This is a genomic window from Oceanobacter sp. 4_MG-2023, assembly GCF_030689165.1.
In the GTDB taxonomy this organism is placed as follows: Bacteria; Pseudomonadota; Gammaproteobacteria; order Pseudomonadales; family Oceanobacteraceae; genus Oceanobacter.
This window is the reverse complement of record NZ_JAUYVV010000021.1, coordinates 16,295-33,671: the sequence shown is the minus strand read 5'-3', so window position 1 is coordinate 33,671 and position 17,377 is coordinate 16,295. Positions and strand designations below refer to the sequence as shown.

Sequence of the window (17,377 nt, the reverse complement as noted above, 5' to 3'; positions counted from 1 at the left end):
TCAAATTAAGCCCAGTAATTAAGGCGTTACCTCTAATTAAGGGGGTTCACTATAGGTTGTGAACTCATTTTGTCAATTACCATGGGGTCGAGCATATTTTTCTGTTTCGACAGGGTATATTCCCCGATTCAGACACGCTGAGTCTGGGCATCGTGTAAACACTACATACCATAGTAGTAAACTCAAGGTGCTAAGTGTTTGTAAAAGAGAAGGTGCATGACTATAATTTGTCGCGGTCTTAAAACTTGTGCAAGAGTTGTACAGGTTGGGACCGTCTTCTTGAGCCCGCGCTCGCTCCCCGTTTTGCGGGTAGTGAGCCCATAAGAGAGTGTAAAGAGCCGTGAATAGCAATAGACCTACAAACTTGGATATTACTACTATTGAGCTCCCTCTTCCCGCCAAAGCATCCATTATCCATCGTATCTCCGGTCTCATCCTGTTCTTCGCTGTCGCATTTATGCTGGCTGCGTTGGCAGAGTCACTGGAGTCTGCGGAAGGCTTCGCCAATTTGACGAGCGCATTTGATAACGGAATAGTCAAGTTCATCGCCTGGGGCATTTTGTCTGCGTTGGGTTACCACTTTGTGGCAGGTATCAAACACCTGTTGATGGACATGGGAATTGGTGAAAGCAAAGAAGGTGGACGTACTGCTGCCATTATTACTCTGGTACTTGGTGCGATCGTGATTCTTCTGGCAGGAGTTTGGGTATGGTAGCAAGTGTTACAAATCTTGGCCGTAGTGGCCTTTATGACTGGGTAGTACAGCGAACTAGTGCTGTTGTGCTGGCCCTCTATACACTGTTTCTTGTGGGCTTTCTGGTGGCTTCACCAGATTTGCAGTTCGCTCAGTGGCAGGGATTGTTTGCTCAGACCTGGATGAAAGTATTCAGTATGGCCGCCCTGATATCTATTTGTGCACATGCCTGGGTTGGTATGTGGACCATTTCAACCGACTACCTTAAAAATACTGGTGTACGTTTCTTGTTCCAGCTGGTGTGTGTCGGCTTTTTGTTTGTTTACCTCGTTTGGGGTATCGATATCCTCTGGAGCGTGTGAGTTATGTCATCAATCAGAACCATTTCGTTTGATGCCATCGTGATCGGTGGTGGTGGTGCTGGCATGCGTGCCGCTCTGCAGCTGACCGAAGCGGGTATCAAAACCGCGTGTGTGACCAAGGTTTTTCCAACCCGTTCCCACACTGTGTCAGCACAGGGTGGTATTACTTGTGCCATTGCTTCCGATGATCCCAATGATGACTGGCGCTGGCATATGTACGATACCGTCAAGGGCTCCGATTATATCGGTGACCAGGATGCTATCGAGTACATGTGCTCAGTCGGTCCTCAGGCTGTGTTCGAACTGGAGCACATGGGTTTGCCTTTCTCTCGTACATCAGAAGGTCGAATCTATCAGCGTCCATTTGGTGGACAGTCCAAGGACTTTGGTAAGGGTGGTCAGGCTGCCCGTACCTGTGCTGCGGCTGACCGTACCGGTCATGCCCTGTTGCATGCCTTGTATCAAGGCAACCTGAAAGGCGGCACTACCTTCCTGAATGAATGGTATGCCGTTGATCTGGTGAAAAATTCCAAGGGTCAGGTCGCTGGTGTGATCGCCATTGAAATTGAAACGGGCGAAACGCTCTATATCAAAGCCAAGGCGACAGTGCTGGCAACCGGTGGTGCAGGACGTATCTATCAGTCCACAACCAATGCCCTGATCAATACCGGTGACGGTGTTGGTATGGCGATCCGTGCTGGTGTGCCAATGCAGGATATGGAAATGTGGCAGTTCCACCCAACCGGTATTGCCGGAGCGGGTGTACTGGTTACTGAAGGCTGTCGTGGTGAAGGTGGTTACCTGATCAACAAGGACGGTGAACGTTTCATGGAGCGTTATGCTCCAAACGCCAAGGACCTTGCTGGTCGTGACGTTGTTGCCCGTTCCATGGTACTGGAAATCCTGGGTGGCCGTGGCTGTGGTGAAGATGGCGATCACGTATTCCTGAAGCTGGATCATCTGGGTGAAGAAACCCTGAATGCCAAGCTGCCAGGGATTCTGGAACTGTCTCGCACCTTCGCCCACGCTGACCCTGTGAAAGAGCCAATCCCGGTGGTTCCAACCTGTCACTATATGATGGGTGGTGTACCGACCAATATTGGTGGCCAGGCCTTGACCGTTGACGAAAACGGCAATGACGTTGTTATTGAAGGTCTGTATGCCGCGGGTGAAATCGCCTGTGTTTCGGTTCACGGTGCCAACCGTCTGGGTGGTAACTCACTGCTGGATCTGGTGGTGTTTGGCCGTGCTGTTGGTTTGCAGGTTGAACAAAGCTTCCGCGATGGATTTGAATCAGTTGATGCATCGGAAGCCGATGTTGAAGCGGCAATGGCGCGTTTGAATCGTCTGAACAACTCCACCAAAGGTGAGAGTGTGGCTGACGTGCGCGCAGACCTGCAAAAAACCATGCAATTGTACTTCGGTGTATTCCGCGAAGGCCCAAGCATGGAGAAAGGTCTGGCAATGTTGGATGAGCTGGGTGTTCGCGTCAAGAACACTGTGCTGGCCGACAAGAGTGGTGCTTTCAATACGGCACGTATTGAAGCCCTGGAGCTGGATAACCTGTTCGAAACAGCCTATGCAACTGCGGTTGCGGCTATTGAGCGTAAGGAATCCCGCGGTGCACACGCCCGTAACGACTTCACTGAACGTGATGACGAAAATTGGTTGTGCCACTCCTTGTACTTCCCGCAAACCAAGACGATTGGCAAGCGCGCAGTGAACTTCGCTCCCAAGACCATGGAAGCGTTCCCACCGAAAATCCGTACCTATTAATGGGAGGTATGCAATGCTGGTAAGTATATATCGCTACAACCCAGAAAAGGATTCTGCGCCTTACATGCAGGATTACGATATCACCGTTCCTGGCGGCAAAGATGTCATGGTTCTGGATGTCTTGGCTCTGGTGAAAGAACAGGATTCAAGCCTGGCTTATCGCCGCTCTTGTCGTGAAGGTGTCTGTGGCTCTGACGGCATGAACATTAACGGCAAGAACGCGTTGGCCTGTATCACTCCGCTTTCCGAAGCGACCAACGGCAAGATGGACAAGCTGGTATTGCGCCCGCTGCCCGGTATGCCGGTCATTCGTGACCTGGTGATTGATATGGCCATGTTCTACACCCAGTATGAGCGCATCAAGCCGTTCTTGCTGAATAATCGACCTGCGCCTGCGATCGAACGTTTGCAGACGCCGGAAGAGCGCGAGAAGCTGGATGGTCTGTACGAATGTATTCTGTGTGCCTGCTGCTCAACGGCTTGTCCGTCGTTCTGGTGGAATCCGGATAAATTTGTTGGCCCGTCCGGTCTGTTGCAGGCATACCGCTTCTTGGCGGATAGCCGTGATACCGCAACAGCAGAGCGTCTGAGTGATCTGTCTGATCCATTCAGTGTGTTCCGTTGTCGGGGTATTATGAATTGTGTCAATGTATGTCCAAAAGGTCTTAACCCGACCCGCGCAATTGGTCATATCCGCAACATGCTGTTGAACCAACAGGTTTAATCGGCAACTGGCCTGCATCCCGTATGATACGGGGTGCTGGTTAGACGTAAGTGGGCTGGACACACAGTCTGTTTTCGTGAAAAATTTTTTAAAATCACGCCCACAAAGCGTGATTTTACGAATTTAATAATGCAATTGAGGGATCAGGGTATTCCTGATTCACCTCAGAGGCCTTGCGACCTATCAGTCGGCCCTCTAACTCGTCTGGCAGTGCTAGAGTCGGTGCAAAATACTCTGTGGGTGATCTCCTCAATGTTTACAGGAACAGGGTGATCGTACATGCACGAGCAAACAATGGAGCAGCTATGGAGCACCTCCCAGTTAGCGGGTGGTAACGTTGCTTACATAGAAGAGCTCTATGAAGCCTATCTTAAGGATCCTGGTGAGGTACCTGAAGAGTGGCGTAATTATTTTGATCAACTTCCAAGGGCCGACGAAAGCGTTACCGTCGACACTCCCCACAAAGCGATCCGTGAACAGTTTCTGCTCATTTCAAAAAATCAGCATCGTAACCGTCCGGTTTCCCAAGGCAGTGTCAGTACTGAATATGAGCGTAAACAGGTTCAGGTACTGCAACTGATCAATGCCTATCGTGGCCGTGGTCACCAGCATGCCTCTCTGGATCCACTGGGTTTGATGGAACGACAAAATGTTCCCGACCTGGATCTGCATTTCCATGGCTTGTCGAAAGCGGATCTGGATACCAAATTCCAGACTGGTACCCTGTTTATGGGCCAGGAAGAAGCAACGCTGAAAGAAATTATCGATGTGCTCGAAGCAACCTACTGCGGTACCGTAGGCTCCGAGTTCATGCACATTGTTAACACCGCAGAGCAACGCTGGTTCCAGCAACGACTGGAAAGTGCACGTGCCCACCCCAAATACAGTAATGAAGTCAAACTGCATTTGCTGGAGCGTCTGGTTGCAGCTGAAGGCCTGGAAAAATACCTGGGTTCCCGTTACCCGGGCGTCAAGCGTTTTGGTCTTGAAGGTGGTGAGTCACTGATTCCTCTGATGGATGAACTGATTCAGCGTTTCGGCTCATACGGTGCCAAAGAAATTGTTATTGGTATGGCGCACCGTGGTCGTCTGAATACCCTGATCAACACCTTGGGTAAAAAAGCGTCCGATCTGTTTGATGAGTTCGAAGGCAAGTCTGAATACCAGTCACATGGTGACGTAAAATACCACCAAGGCTTCTCATCCAATGTGATGACCTCTGGCGGTGAAGTACACCTGGCGCTGGCGTTTAACCCGTCTCACCTGGAAATCGTATCGCCGGTTGTTGAGGGTTCTGTTCGTGCCCGTCAGGATCGTCGTGGTGATAAAGCCGGTGAACTGGTGGTTCCTATTTCCATGCATGGTGATGCTGCATTTGCAGGTCAGGGTGTGGTGATGGAAACCTTCCAGCTGTCCCAGACCCGGGCTTACAAAACCGGTGGTACGATTCATATCGTAATCAATAACCAGGTAGGCTTTACTACTTCCAAACGTGAAGATGTTCGTTCTACTGAATATTGTACCGACGTTGCCAAGGTTATCGAAGCACCGATTCTGCACGTGAATGGTGATGATCCGGAAGCTGTACTGTTTGCTGCACAGCTGGCCGCTGATTACCGTCGTGAATTCAAGAAAGACGTTGTGATTGATATGGTTTGTTATCGCCGTCGTGGCCATAACGAAGCGGATGAGCCATCCGGTACCCAGCCAATCATGTACGCACAAATCAAGAAGCAGAAAACAACCCGCGAATTGTATGCGGCGAAGTTGATTGCTGATGGCGTTATTACTACTGAAGACGCAAAAGAGCTGGAAGAAGAATATCGCCGTGCTCTGGATGAAGGCCGCCACGTAGTAAAAAGCCTGGTCAAAGAGCCTAACAAGGAATTGTTCGTCGACTGGACACCGTATCTGGGTCATGAGTGGACAGCCACTGCTGATACCTCCTTTGATCTGGCAGCCCTGCAAGAGCTGTCCGCCAAGTTGCTGGAAATACCGGAAGGTTTTGCCGTTCAGCGTCAGGTTGGCAAGATTCTGGAAGACCGTGGCCGCATGGGAGTCGGTGCATCGCCGATCAACTGGGGCTACGCTGAAACCATGGCGTACGCAACCTTGCTGAAAGAAGGTTATCCAGTACGGATTACCGGGCAGGACGTTGGCCGGGGAACTTTCTCGCACCGTCACGCCGTTCTGCACAATCAGAAAGACGCCAGCCGTTATATCCCTTTATGTCATGTCAGTGACGATCAACCATCCTTTGATCTGTACGACTCCTTGCTGTCTGAAGAAGCCGTATTGGCCTTTGAATATGGTTATTCCACGACAACACCGGGTGGACTGGTGGTCTGGGAAGCCCAGTTTGGTGATTTTGCCAATGGTGCCCAGGTAGTCTTTGACCAGTTTATTTCCAGTGGTGAGCATAAATGGGGCCGTTTGTGCGGCTTGACCATGCTGCTGCCACACGGCTATGAAGGTCAGGGGCCTGAACACTCATCTGCGCGCCTGGAACGTTATTTGCAATTGTGCGCAGAGCATAACGTCCAGATTTGTATTCCTTCTACGCCAGCACAGGTATATCACATGCTGCGTCGTCAGGTGATTCGTCCGGTGCGTAAACCTCTGGTAGTTATGTCTCCGAAAAGCCTGCTGCGCCACAAACTGGCAACCAGCACGCTGGAAGAGCTGGCCGATGGTCACTTCCAGACGGTTATCGATGAGATTGATGAGCTGGATCCGCAGTCAGTACGCCGTGTGTTGTTGTGTTCAGGCAAGGTGTATTACGACCTGCTGGAACGTCGTCGCGCGGAAGAGATCAAGGATATTGCCATTGTTCGTATCGAGCAGCTGTATCCGTTCCCACATGACGATCTGAAGGCCATTCTGTCTTTGTATCCGAATATGGAAGAAATCTTCTGGGTACAAGAAGAACCTAAAAACATGGGTGCCTGGTACAACAGCCAGCATTACATGCTACGTGCCATTAACAGCCTTAAGCCGGGAATGACACTGAACTACGCCGGACGTGCTGCATCTGCTTCACCAGCTGCTGGCTATATGGCGCTGCACCTTGCGCAGCTTGAACAATACATTAGTGAAGCTCTGGATCTGCAGGGCTAACCGACGGAATTCTTAAGGAAACAATAATGAGCATCGAAATCAAGGCCCCGACTTTTCCGGAATCAGTTGCTGATGGCACGGTAGCAACCTGGCACAAACAGCCTGGTGAACCAGTTGAGCGTGATGAATTGCTGGTTGATATCGAAACCGACAAAGTCGTTCTGGAAGTAGTCGCTCCTGCGAACGGTACATTGAAAGAAGTCTTCAAAAACGAAGATGATGTTGTACTGAGTGATGAAGTGCTGGCTATTTTTGTTGCTGGCGACGTTGCAGCTCCGGCACCTGCCGCAGAAGCCGCACCTGCTGAGGCTGCCCCTGCAGTAGCAGACGCCGGTGATCTGATCATGAGCCCGGCCGCCCGCAAGATTGCAGAAGAAAACGGTGTTGCAGGCGCAGACATCAAGGCTACCGGCAAAGACGGTCGTATTACCAAGGAAGATGTTGTTAATCACCTGAAATCGGCACCAGCCAAACCGGCTGCTCCAGCTCCAGCTCCGGCTGCTGCTCCAGTGGCTGCCCCGATTGCTGGTGAGCGTATCGAAAAACGCGTTCCAATGACCCGTCTGCGTGCCACTATCGCTAAGCGTCTGGTTGAAGCACAGCAAAGCGCTGCGATGCTGACTACGTACAACGAAGTCAACATGAAGCCAGTGATGGAACTGCGCAAGATGTACAAAGACCAGTTCGAGAAAGTACATGGCCAAAAACTGGGCTTCATGTCTTTCTTCGTCAAGGCGGCAACTGAAGCTTTGAAACGCTTCCCTGCGGTTAACGCATCGCTTGACGGCAATGACATGGTTTACCATGGCTATCAGGATATCGGTGTTGCCGTATCCACAGAGCGCGGTCTGGTTGTTCCTGTGTTGCGCGATACAGACAGCATGGGCCTGGCAGAAATCGAAGGTACGATCGGTGACTTCGCCAAGCGTGGCCGTGACGGCAAACTGGGTATCGAAGACATGCAGGGTGGTACGTTCACCATCACCAACGGTGGTGTATTCGGTTCCCTGATGTCTACGCCAATTCTGAACCCACCGCAAACCGCTATTATGGGTATGCACAAGATTCAGGATCGTCCGATGGCTGTTAATGGCCAGGTTGAAATCCTGCCAATGATGTATCTGGCGCTGTCTTATGACCACCGCATGATTGATGGCAAGGAAGCAGTTCAGTTCCTGGTGACCATCAAGAACTTGCTGGAAGATCCTGCACGTATGTTGCTGGACGTATAATCGACAATTTAAGGATTATTGGTAATGAGCAAAAAATTTGATGTAGTCGTAGTGGGTGGTGGTCCTGGTGGATACGTTGCTGCTATCCGTTGTGCCCAGCTGGGTCTGAAAACCGCTTGTATCGACAAGTGGCTGAGCAAGGAAGGCAAAGGCGTCTTTGGTGGTACCTGTCTGAACGTGGGTTGTATCCCGTCCAAGGCACTGCTGGACACTTCGCACAAGTATGAAGAAGCCAAGCACGATTTTGACCTGCACGGTATCAGCACCGGTGAAGTGTCTGTTGACATTGCGACCATGTTGGCACGCAAGGACAAGATTGTTAAAAACCTGACCATGGGTGTTGCTGCCCTGTTCAAGGCCAATGGTGTGACTGGTCTGGAAGGTGTAGGTAAAGTACTGGCTGGCAAAAAAGTGGAATTCACCCCTCATGGTGGTGACGCTGAACTGCTTGAAGCGGAACATATCATCATCGCGACCGGTTCTGTTCCTGTGAACATTCCGCCAACGCCTCTGACTGAAGACATCATTGTTGATTCAACCGGTGCGCTGGAATTCAAAGACGTTCCTGCTCGTCTGGGCGTGATTGGTGCTGGTGTTATCGGTTTGGAACTGGGCTCTGTCTGGGGCCGTCTGGGCGCCAAGGTGACCGTTCTGGAAGCCCAGGACAAGTTCCTGCACGTGGCTGATCAGGCTGTTGCGAAAGAAGCTCAGAAACTGTTCACAAAACAGGGTATGGACATTCGTCTAGGTGCCCGTGTGACCGGTTCTGAGGTAAAAGATGGTGCTGTTGCTGTCACTTTCCAGGAAGGTGGCGAAGAGAAGACCGAAACGTTCGACAAATTGATCGTTGCGGTTGGTCGCAAGCCATACACTGATGATCTGTTGGCTGGCGACTGTGGCGTCAATATGGATGAGCGTGGCTTTATTCATGTCGACGAAGCGTGCAAAACCGACGCGCCTGGAATCTGGGCGATTGGTGACGTGGTTCGTGGCCCCATGCTGGCACACAAGGCATCTGAAGAGGGTGTTATGGTTGCCGAGCGTATCCACGGTCACAAAGCACAGGTTAACTATGACGTGATTCCTTCGGTCATTTATACCAACCCTGAAATTGCCTGGGTTGGTAAAACCGAGGAAGAAGTCAAGGCTGATGGTGAAGCGTACAATGTAGGTACTTTCCCATTCGCCGCCAATGGCCGTGCGATGGCTGGTAACCAGACTGATGGTTTTGTCAAGGTGATTGCCAGTGCCGAGACAGATCGTATTCTGGGAGCCAGTGTGATTGGACCAAGTGCTGGTGATATCTGTCAGCAAGTGGTTGTAGCGATGGAATTCGGTTCCAGTGCAGAAGATGTCGGTATGATGGTTTTTGCCCATCCGACAGTATCTGAAGCGCTTCATGAAGCCGCATTGTCTGTCAACAATGCAGCAATTCATAAAGCGAATCGTCGCCCGAAGAAAAAGTAAGACCGAGGTAAGGCCCAGGCCCGGTTAGTCCGGGCCTTTGTTTATCTAGCTGAACACTTCGCACTCTGTGCTTTGCACACAAGTTGTTCGGCATCCGACAAATTAAAAATAAATAGGACAAAAGCGATGAACCTTCACGAATATCAGGGTAAACAGCTTTTTGCTCAGTACGGTTTGCCAGTCTCAAAAGGTGTGGCAGCCAAAACAGCAGCAGAAGCAGCAGCAGCAGCTGATGAAATCGGCGGTGACCGTTGGGTTGTCAAAGCCCAGGTACATGCAGGTGGGCGCGGTAAAGCCGGCGGTGTCAAGCTGGTGACCTCCAAGGATGAAATTACTGCCTTTGCCGATCAGTGGCTGGGCAAGAATCTGGTAACTTACCAAACGGATGAAAATGGCCAACCCGTCAGTTGTATTCTGGTTGAGACCTGTACTGACATAGCACAAGAGCTGTATTTAGGAGCGGTTGTTGACCGTTCAACCCGACGTATTGTTTTCATGGCATCGACCGAAGGTGGTGTGGAAATCGAGAAGGTTGCAGAAGAAACTCCAGAAAAAATCCTTAAGGCAACGATTGATCCACTGGTTGGCGCACAGCCTTACCAGGGTCGCGAGCTGGCATTCAAGCTGGGCCTGAAAGGCGATCAGATCAAACAGTTCACCAAAATCTTTATTGGTCTGGCCAAATTGTTTGCTGACAAGGATCTGGCATTGCTGGAAGTGAACCCGCTGGTTATCACTTCTGATGGCGATTTGCACTGTCTGGATGCGAAACTGAACATCGATAGTAACGCGGTATATCGTCATAAGGATTTGCAAGAAATGCATGATCCTTCCCAGGAAGATGAGCGCGAAGCACATGCTGCCAAATGGGAGCTGAACTATGTTGCTCTGGATGGTGATATCGGTTGTATGGTGAATGGTGCAGGTCTGGCCATGGGCACCATGGATATCGTCAAGTTGCATGGCGGCAACCCTGCCAACTTCCTGGACGTAGGTGGCGGTGCTACCAAAGAACGCGTTGTTGAAGCGTTCAAGATCATCCTCTCTGATGATTCTGTCAAAGCAGTATTCATCAACATCTTCGGTGGTATTGTCCGTTGCGACATGATTGCAGAAGGCGTTATCGGTGCGGTCAAGGAAGTTGGCGTCAAGGTACCTGTTGTTGTTCGCCTGCAAGGCAACAATGCAGCACAAGGCACCAAGGTTCTGTCTGAAAGTGGCCTGAACATCATAGCTGACACCGATCTGACTGGCGCAGCACAGAAAGTTGTTGCCGCAGCAGCTGGCAAATAAGGGGTAATCATGAGCGTTTTAATCAATAAAGATACAAAAGTTATTTGTCAGGGTTTTACTGGTGCCCAAGGTACCTTCCACTCTGAACAGGCGATTGAATACGGCACCCAAATGGTCGGTGGTGTAACCCCGGGCAAGGGTGGCCAGACTCATCTTGGCCTGCCAGTGTTTAACACTGTGGCTGAAGCCGTTGAATCTACTGGTGCAGAAGCGTCTGTTATCTACGTACCAGCACCTTTCTGTAAAGATTCAATCCTGGAAGCCGCTAACGCTGGTATCAAACTGATCGTTTGTATCACGGAAGGTATCCCGACGCTGGATATGCTGGATGCCAAGGTTAAATGTGACGAGCTGGGTGTACGCCTGATCGGACCTAACTGCCCTGGGGTTATCACTCCAGGAGAGTGCAAAATTGGTATTATGCCAGGTCATATCCACTTGCCAGGCAAAGTCGGTATTGTTTCCCGTTCCGGTACCCTGACATACGAAGCGGTCAAGCAAACAACCGATTATGGTTTTGGTCAGTCTACCTGTGTTGGTATTGGTGGAGATCCGATTCCGGGTACCAACTTCATCGACGTACTGGAATTGTTCCAGAACGATCCGCAGACTGAAGCCATCGTAATGATTGGTGAGATCGGTGGTACTGCTGAAGAAGAAGCGGCTGCCTACATCAAGGCCAATGTTACCAAGCCAGTGGTTTCCTATATCGCCGGTGTGACGGCACCTGCAGGCAAGCGCATGGGTCATGCTGGTGCCATTATCTCTGGTGGCAAGGGTACCGCAGATGAAAAATTTGCCGCACTGCAAGACGCTGGTGTGACTACCGTACGCAGCCTGGCTGACATCGGTATGGCTCTGAAAGAAAAAACCGGCTGGTAAACAAGCATAAGCCTGTTGTTTGAACAGCCATAAAAGAACCCGCTTCGGCGGGTTTTTTTATGGCTGTGCCATACTCAAATGATGCCAGATCATCTTGATGGAAAGCCGTTTTATAGAAGAAATCGACATGGCATACACCAATCTGACAACAGCTGGTTATAGACCAAGGTGTGATCCCCCTTGGTCGAATAGCTGCAAGAATGAGCCATCGCTTATGCTATCCCCCGACAGTCAAGGGGGAAGACTAATGACATATCAACAACAATATACACAGTCCATCAATGATCCCGAAGGTTTCTGGGCAGAACAAGCCGGTAAAATACAATGGTTCAAAGCACCGGATGTTATTTTAAGCAAGGATGAGAATGGCATAGACCGCTGGTTTGCCGATGGTGAACTGAATACCGCGTATCTGGCTCTTGATTATCATGTTTTGAAAGGGCGCGGCGATCAGTTAGCCCTGATTTATGATTCTCCCGTTACGAACACCAAACGTTCTTATACCTATAAAGAGCTCACATCGGCAGTGGCCCGCTTTGCTGGCTTGCTGAAAGCTCAAGGCGTTGAAAAAGGCGACCGGGTTGTTATTTATATGCCGATGGTGCCAGAAGCCGCCATTGCCATGTTGGCCTGTGCGCGTCTGGGTGCTATCCACTCTGTCGTATTTGGTGGCTTTGCCGCCAATGAGCTGGCTGTACGGATTGACGATGCCGCACCGAAGGTCGTTGTGTCGGCCTCATGTGGTATTGAAGTAAGTAAAATCATTGAATACAAACCGATTCTTGATGCAGCGATTGATATTGCTGAACACAAGCCATCGTGCTGCATTATCCTGCAACGGGATTTATGCCGTTGTGAACTGAATGATCAATACGATATTGACTGGGAAGTCGGTGTCGCTGCGGCAGAGCCTGCTGACTGCACCCCGGTATTGGCGACGGATCCTCTGTACGTACTCTATACCTCGGGTACTACAGGTAAGCCGAAAGGTGTGGTTCGGGATAATGGTGGCCACGCGGTTGCCATGAAATACAGTATGGAAGTCGTTTACGACATGCAGATCGGTGATGTCTTCTGGGCAGCATCGGATGTTGGTTGGGTCGTGGGTCATTCCTATATGGTTTATGCCCCGTTGCTGGCTGGTTGTACGACCGTGTTTTATGAAGGCAAACCCGTACGGACACCGGATGCCGGTGCGTTCTGGCGGGTATGTGAAGAATATGGTGTCAAAGGGCTGTTTGCAGCACCAACCGCGTTCCGTGCCATCCGCAAGGAAGACCCGGATTGTCTGCTGGCACAGCAATACGACCTCAGCAAGTTGCAAACCGTGTTTATGGCCGGTGAGCGGCTGGATCCACCGACGTATGACTGGGTGATGGAACACATCAAGCGGCCGATTGTGGATCACTGGTGGCAGACCGAGACAGCCTGGGCTATCGCTGGTAACCATATGGGGCTTGAGCCTGCTGAGGTAAAAGCAGGTTCTGTGACCCGTCCATCACCTGGTTTCAATGTGCAGATTCTGGACTCACGGGGCAATCCGGTTGCTGGTAACGAGCAGGGCAGCATTGCACTTAAACTGCCATTGCCGCCGGGATGTTTGCCAACCATCTGGGGTAATCATGACCGCTTTGTTGCTGGATACCTGCGTACCTTTGAAGGCTATTATGTGACCGGTGACGGTGGTTATCTGGATGAAGATAACTACTTGTTTGTACTCGGCCGTACTGACGACATCATTAACGTTGCCGGACACCGTTTGTCGACTGGTGAAATGGAAGAGGTCGTGGCTGGGCACTCAGCAGTGGCGGAGTGTGCTGTTATTGGCCAAACCAGTGACTTGAAAGGTGAAGAGCCGCTGGGCCTGATCCTGCTTAAAGATGGTATCGACGTTGACGAAGGTGAGTTGCAGCGTGAGCTGGTGAAACGTGTTCGTGACCAGATTGGTGCGGTCGCCAGTTTCAAACATGCGGTTGTTGTACAGCGTTTGCCAAAAACCCGTTCCGGCAAAATCTTGCGTAAGATTTTGCGGAATATTGCCAACAATGAAGATTACACCGCGCCATCGACAATCGATGATCCGGCATGCCTGGCCGAAATCGAAACAACCCTGAAAGAAAAAGGCGTCAGGAAATAAAAGCAGGAACTTAATCTGATTAGTGAGTCATATCATTGTGACCCGGGCTGTTCTGCAGCCCGAATATCACGCTCTCTCACTCTCTGATCTTGAATTTTACCGGGCCCTGAGGCCCGGTTTTTTTATGCCCGCAATTCCTGGCTCGCCAGGTTATTCAGCATCCGGCAATACGCCATCTTGTGGCTTGATGATAAGAACATCACAGGCAATCTTGTCGACCAGTTGCTCAGCCGTGTTACCAATAAATACACCAGAAATACCACTGCGTCCTATGGACCCGACGACCAATACATCCGCGGCGATGGTTGCTGCGGTCTCGGCAACAACGATGTCGGTTTCTCCTTCCACAATATGCACATGATCGGTGTTGATATTGTATTTTTTCGCCAACTGTTCGCAGGCATCTTTGTGCTGCTCGGTGATATAGGCCTGAATATCATCCGGGGCAGTGACTTCGGGCACCATGGCGAAGGCAAGATCCACTTGGGGGAAAGCGTTGACCATATGCAGGTCGGTTTCAAAATGGTCGGCCAGATGTTCTGCATAGGCGAGGATATTGTCGTTGATGCGCTGATGGCCTTCATCCGTTGAGGTCGCATCAATCGCTGCCAGAATGCGGTTTTGTTTCCATGATGCCGGGGACTTGACCAGTAAGACCGGCGCCGGACAATGACGCATCAGATTCCAGTCGGTATTGGTAAACAAACGGTCGATCAGATTATGGGGCTGGGTTCCCTTGATAACCAGGTCGTAGTCGGTTGTACGGACAGATTCGATGACGGCTTCGTGCAGATGCTTGTTCCAATGTACTTCCGTACGAACCTTGAGACCACGTTCTTCCACTTCTGGTACAAAACTTTCAATCCAGCGGTTGGTCGCTTCTATGCGTGCCCGCCGGATCTGTTGTTTGGTTTCTTCTTCCAGATAAGGACTTTCACCGCAATAAGGTTCGTAGACAGAGGCCAGTAAACACACATCAGCCTTCAGTACTTCGGCTAACCAGAGTGCCTTGTTCAGTGCCGTTTGTTCTGGGTGGTCAGAGTCCAGTACGACCAGCAAATGATTGATGTTCAGCATAACGGCGTCTCCCGTGTGATTGATGTGCAAGCAGCGATCATACCGTGACAGACCGTCAAGGCAGAAGCCAAGCTTCTTGTTGGTATTGATCGTTTATGTTTTCAGCTTACGCCCTGGTGCCTTGTGTCATGATGTCATGCGTCAGGATTGTTGTTACTGAGCAGGCTAATCAGGGCGCTGGCGGCATTCGACAGAGTACGATTGGTCAGGTGGATCACGCCGAGAGAGCGGGTCATCGGTACACCGGGCCAGGGCAGAACTGACAGTTGTTCGTCGACCATGCTGGACGGAAGCACTGACCAGCCAAGCCCAACGCCCACCATCATTTTGATGGTTTCCAGGTAATTGGTCGGCATCCGGGTTTCCAGAGTCAGCCCCGCCTCCCGGAAGGCTGCATCTACCACCCGGTAGGTAATGGTATCTGGCTCTGGCAAAATAACGGCATTCTCCGCCAGGCTGGCCAGAGTGACCTGTTGCTGTGCGAGCGGGTGGCCGGGGGCACAGACGCAGACCATATCATCCTGCCACAGCGGGATGGCGGTTATTTTATCCGGCTGACGTTTATCCAATGTTGTCAGAGCCAATTCTACCTGACGTTGCTCTACCGCCTGATAGGCATCTTCTGAACCGAGAAAGCGGATATCCAGCTGGGCCGCCGGATATTGTCGTACAAAGGCTTTCAAAAAAGGCGGGATTCTGTGCAGGCCAATATGGTGACTGGTGGCCATGCTTAATGTGCCTTCAACCGAATGGGTCAGGTTACTGATCTGTACCTGGGTATCATTCATTAATTCGAGAATATCTCGGGCTTTTGGCAATAGCCGCTGACCGGACTCCGTCAGGCTGATAGAACGGTTATGACGATCAAACAGTGGGCTGTTCAGCTGCTGTTCAAGTTGATGGATACGTTTGGAGACTGCGGGCTGTGTCAGGAACAACTGTTCCGCGGCCAGTGAAAAGGACCGGTGATGGGCAACGGCCAAAAAAGCTTTCAGTTGTTGGCTGTCCATAATGCCTCCGATGGTGTCTCCGGCTTGATGGCTGGCAAGGTATTCCTGTTAGGAATTCAATATAGAAAAAGAATGAATTTGTGTTGTTTATCAGAGTGAGTACCATAACGCAATCGTCCACATACAAAGGGCGGGGACCGTGAAAGCACACCAGTCGACAGAGAATTCCAATAAGGAGCCACCATGGCCGGTAAAACATTGTATGACAAACTCTGGCAGCAGCATGTCGTCAAAGAGCGTGACGATGGCACCGCTCTGATCTATATCGATCGTCAGTTATTACACGAAGTAACCTCACCCCAAGCGTTTGAAGGCCTGCGTATTGCCGGGCGTAAACCATGGCGGCTGGATGCCAACCTGGCGACACCGGATCACAATGTACCCACCACCGCCGTCGAGCGTGAATCCGGAGTGGACGGTATTGTTGATCCTGTTTCCAAGATCCAGGTCGTCACACTGGACAGCAACTGTGATGAATTCGGAATTACCGAATTCAAGATGAAAGACCAGCGTCAGGGCATCGTGCACGTTGTGGGTCCGGAGCAGGGAGCTACCTTGCCGGGCATGACCGTTGTGTGTGGTGACTCACATACTGCGACCCACGGCGCTTTTGCGGCTTTGGCACATGGTATTGGCACCTCGGAAGTTGAGCACGTACTGGCGACCCAGTGCCTGATCCAGCGCAAGATGAAAAATCTGCTGATCAAGGTAGACGGCGAGTTAGGCAAAGGCATTACGGGTAAAGACGTGGTATTGCACGTCATCGGTATTATCGGTACGGCTGGCGGTAATGGCTGTGCGATGGAATTTGGTGGCTCTGCCATTCGCTCAATGAGCATGGAAGGCCGTATGACCATGTGCAACATGGCCATTGAGGCAGGTGCCCGTGTGGGCATGGTGGCCTTTGATGAAATTACGGCGGAGTACGTCAAGGGTCGCCCTTACGCGCCGACAGCCGCGCAATGGGATATGGCCATGGCGGCCTGGAAAGACCTGGTGTCTGACGACGATGCCGTGTTTGACAAGGTCGTTGAGATTCGTGCGGAAGACATCAAACCACAAGTGACCTGGGGAACCTCGCCAGAAATGGTCACCACCATTGATGCAACCGTCCCGACTCTGGACGACGCGCGCGACAGTGCCCAACGTGCCGGTTTTGAACGGGCTTATGCCTATATGGGGCTGGCAGCTGGTCAGAAAATTACCGACATCAAGTTGGATCGGGTCTTTATTGGTTCTTGTACCAATAGCCGTATTGAAGATCTGCGTCAGGCCGCTGACATTGCCAAAGGCCGTCAGGTAGCCAGCAGCGTTATGCAAGCGCTGGTCGTTCCGGGTTCTGGTCTGGTGAAAGCCCAGGCTGAGCAGGAAGGACTCGACAAGATTTTTATCGAGGCCGGTTTTGAATGGCGTGAGCCAGGGTGTTCCATGTGTCTGGCAATGAATGCTGACAAGCTCGGTAACGGTGAGCATTGTGCTTCCACCTCTAACCGCAACTTTGAAGGTCGTCAGGGGTATGGCGGCCGGACGCATCTGGTCAGCCCGGCAATGGCCGCTGCCGCTGCTGTTGCAGGCCATTTTGTTGACGTTCGCGAATTCTGATCCG

Annotated in this window: 13 protein-coding genes; 11 read left to right on the top strand and 2 right to left on the bottom strand. The window is 51.2% G+C overall.

Translation table 11 applies throughout. From position 1 onward, the window contains the following. Positions 1–340: 340 nt before the first annotated feature. From sdhC to Q8W24_RS13430, 10 genes are all read left to right on the top strand, one after another. Complete coding sequence (sdhC, locus tag Q8W24_RS13475) at positions 341–715, top strand: succinate dehydrogenase, cytochrome b556 subunit (RefSeq protein WP_303434531.1); 375 nt, start codon at positions 341–343, stop codon at positions 713–715. After that, a complete protein-coding gene (gene sdhD / locus Q8W24_RS13470) occupies positions 709–1,056 on the top strand; it encodes a succinate dehydrogenase, hydrophobic membrane anchor protein (protein WP_303434532.1) in 348 nt (115 codons plus the stop codon). The genes sdhC and sdhD overlap by 7 nt, the downstream gene beginning before the upstream one ends. Positions 1,057–1,059: 3 nt before the next feature. Further along, complete coding sequence (gene sdhA, locus Q8W24_RS13465) at positions 1,060–2,832, top strand: succinate dehydrogenase flavoprotein subunit (RefSeq protein ID WP_303434533.1); 1,773 nt, start codon at positions 1,060–1,062, stop codon at positions 2,830–2,832. Between the two features lie 13 nt (positions 2,833–2,845). After that, the gene (locus tag Q8W24_RS13460; protein ID WP_303434534.1) at positions 2,846–3,556 is read left to right on the top strand and encodes a succinate dehydrogenase iron-sulfur subunit; all 711 of its coding nucleotides are present in this window, start codon (positions 2,846–2,848) and stop codon (positions 3,554–3,556) included. Positions 3,557–3,835: 279 nt separating this feature from the next. Further along, positions 3,836–6,673 (top strand): 2-oxoglutarate dehydrogenase E1 component, encoded by a 2,838-nt coding sequence (locus Q8W24_RS13455; RefSeq protein ID WP_305475609.1) that lies wholly within the window; start codon positions 3,836–3,838, stop codon positions 6,671–6,673. Positions 6,674–6,699: 26 nt separating this feature from the next. After that, a complete protein-coding gene (gene odhB / locus Q8W24_RS13450; protein ID WP_303434536.1) occupies positions 6,700–7,905 on the top strand; it encodes a 2-oxoglutarate dehydrogenase complex dihydrolipoyllysine-residue succinyltransferase in 1,206 nt (401 codons plus the stop codon). Between the two features lie 24 nt (positions 7,906–7,929). After that, a complete protein-coding gene (lpdA, locus tag Q8W24_RS13445; RefSeq protein ID WP_303434537.1) occupies positions 7,930–9,372 on the top strand; it encodes a dihydrolipoyl dehydrogenase in 1,443 nt (480 codons plus the stop codon). Positions 9,373–9,498: 126 nt separating this feature from the next. Next, the gene (sucC, locus tag Q8W24_RS13440) at positions 9,499–10,665 is read left to right on the top strand and encodes an ADP-forming succinate--CoA ligase subunit beta (protein WP_305415546.1); all 1,167 of its coding nucleotides are present in this window, start codon (positions 9,499–9,501) and stop codon (positions 10,663–10,665) included. 9 nt (positions 10,666–10,674) lie between these two features. After that, the gene (sucD, locus tag Q8W24_RS13435; protein WP_303434539.1) at positions 10,675–11,547 is read left to right on the top strand and encodes a succinate--CoA ligase subunit alpha; all 873 of its coding nucleotides are present in this window, start codon (positions 10,675–10,677) and stop codon (positions 11,545–11,547) included. Positions 11,548–11,794: 247 nt separating this feature from the next. Then, positions 11,795–13,684, top strand: a complete 1,890-nt coding sequence (locus Q8W24_RS13430) for a propionyl-CoA synthetase (protein WP_303434540.1) — start codon at positions 11,795–11,797, stop codon at positions 13,682–13,684. Positions 13,685–13,834: 150 nt separating this feature from the next. Here the strand turns inward: Q8W24_RS13430 and uspE are convergent, their stop codons facing one another. Together uspE and Q8W24_RS13420 are read right to left on the bottom strand one after the other, a co-directional pair. Beyond that, positions 13,835–14,761 (bottom strand): universal stress protein UspE, encoded by a 927-nt coding sequence (gene uspE, locus Q8W24_RS13425; protein ID WP_303434541.1) that lies wholly within the window; start codon positions 14,759–14,761, stop codon positions 13,835–13,837. A 134-nt stretch (positions 14,762–14,895) separates the two neighbouring features. Next, positions 14,896–15,771 (bottom strand): LysR family transcriptional regulator, encoded by an 876-nt coding sequence (locus Q8W24_RS13420; RefSeq protein ID WP_305415545.1) that lies wholly within the window; start codon positions 15,769–15,771, stop codon positions 14,896–14,898. 183 nt (positions 15,772–15,954) lie between these two features. On the opposite strand from Q8W24_RS13420, the gene leuC reads away from it, so the two are divergent. After that, on the top strand, positions 15,955–17,373 hold the full coding sequence (gene leuC / locus Q8W24_RS13415) for a 3-isopropylmalate dehydratase large subunit (protein WP_305475607.1): 1,419 nt from the start codon (positions 15,955–15,957) through the stop codon (positions 17,371–17,373). The last annotated feature ends 4 nt before the right edge of the window (positions 17,374–17,377 follow it).

Excerpts from the sequence above, each read along its gene's own strand:
- sdhD (WP_303434532.1), top strand. The coding sequence starts at position 709 with ATGGTAGCAAGTGTTACAAATCTTGGCCGTAGTGGCCTTTATGACTGG.
- sdhA (WP_303434533.1), top strand. The coding sequence starts at position 1,060 with ATGTCATCAATCAGAACCATTTCGTTTGATGCCATCGTGATCGGTGGT.
- Q8W24_RS13460 (WP_303434534.1), top strand. The coding sequence starts at position 2,846 with ATGCTGGTAAGTATATATCGCTACAACCCAGAAAAGGATTCTGCGCCT.
- Q8W24_RS13455 (WP_305475609.1), top strand. The coding sequence starts at position 3,836 with ATGCACGAGCAAACAATGGAGCAGCTATGGAGCACCTCCCAGTTAGCG.
- odhB (WP_303434536.1), top strand. The coding sequence starts at position 6,700 with ATGAGCATCGAAATCAAGGCCCCGACTTTTCCGGAATCAGTTGCTGAT.
- lpdA (WP_303434537.1), top strand. The coding sequence starts at position 7,930 with ATGAGCAAAAAATTTGATGTAGTCGTAGTGGGTGGTGGTCCTGGTGGA.
- sucC (WP_305415546.1), top strand. The coding sequence starts at position 9,499 with ATGAACCTTCACGAATATCAGGGTAAACAGCTTTTTGCTCAGTACGGT.
- sucD (WP_303434539.1), top strand. The coding sequence starts at position 10,675 with ATGAGCGTTTTAATCAATAAAGATACAAAAGTTATTTGTCAGGGTTTT.
- Q8W24_RS13430 (WP_303434540.1), top strand. The coding sequence starts at position 11,795 with ATGACATATCAACAACAATATACACAGTCCATCAATGATCCCGAAGGT.
- uspE (WP_303434541.1), bottom strand. The coding sequence starts at position 14,761 with ATGCTGAACATCAATCATTTGCTGGTCGTACTGGACTCTGACCACCCA.
- Q8W24_RS13420 (WP_305415545.1), bottom strand. The coding sequence starts at position 15,771 with ATGGACAGCCAACAACTGAAAGCTTTTTTGGCCGTTGCCCATCACCGG.
- leuC (WP_305475607.1), top strand. The coding sequence starts at position 15,955 with ATGGCCGGTAAAACATTGTATGACAAACTCTGGCAGCAGCATGTCGTC.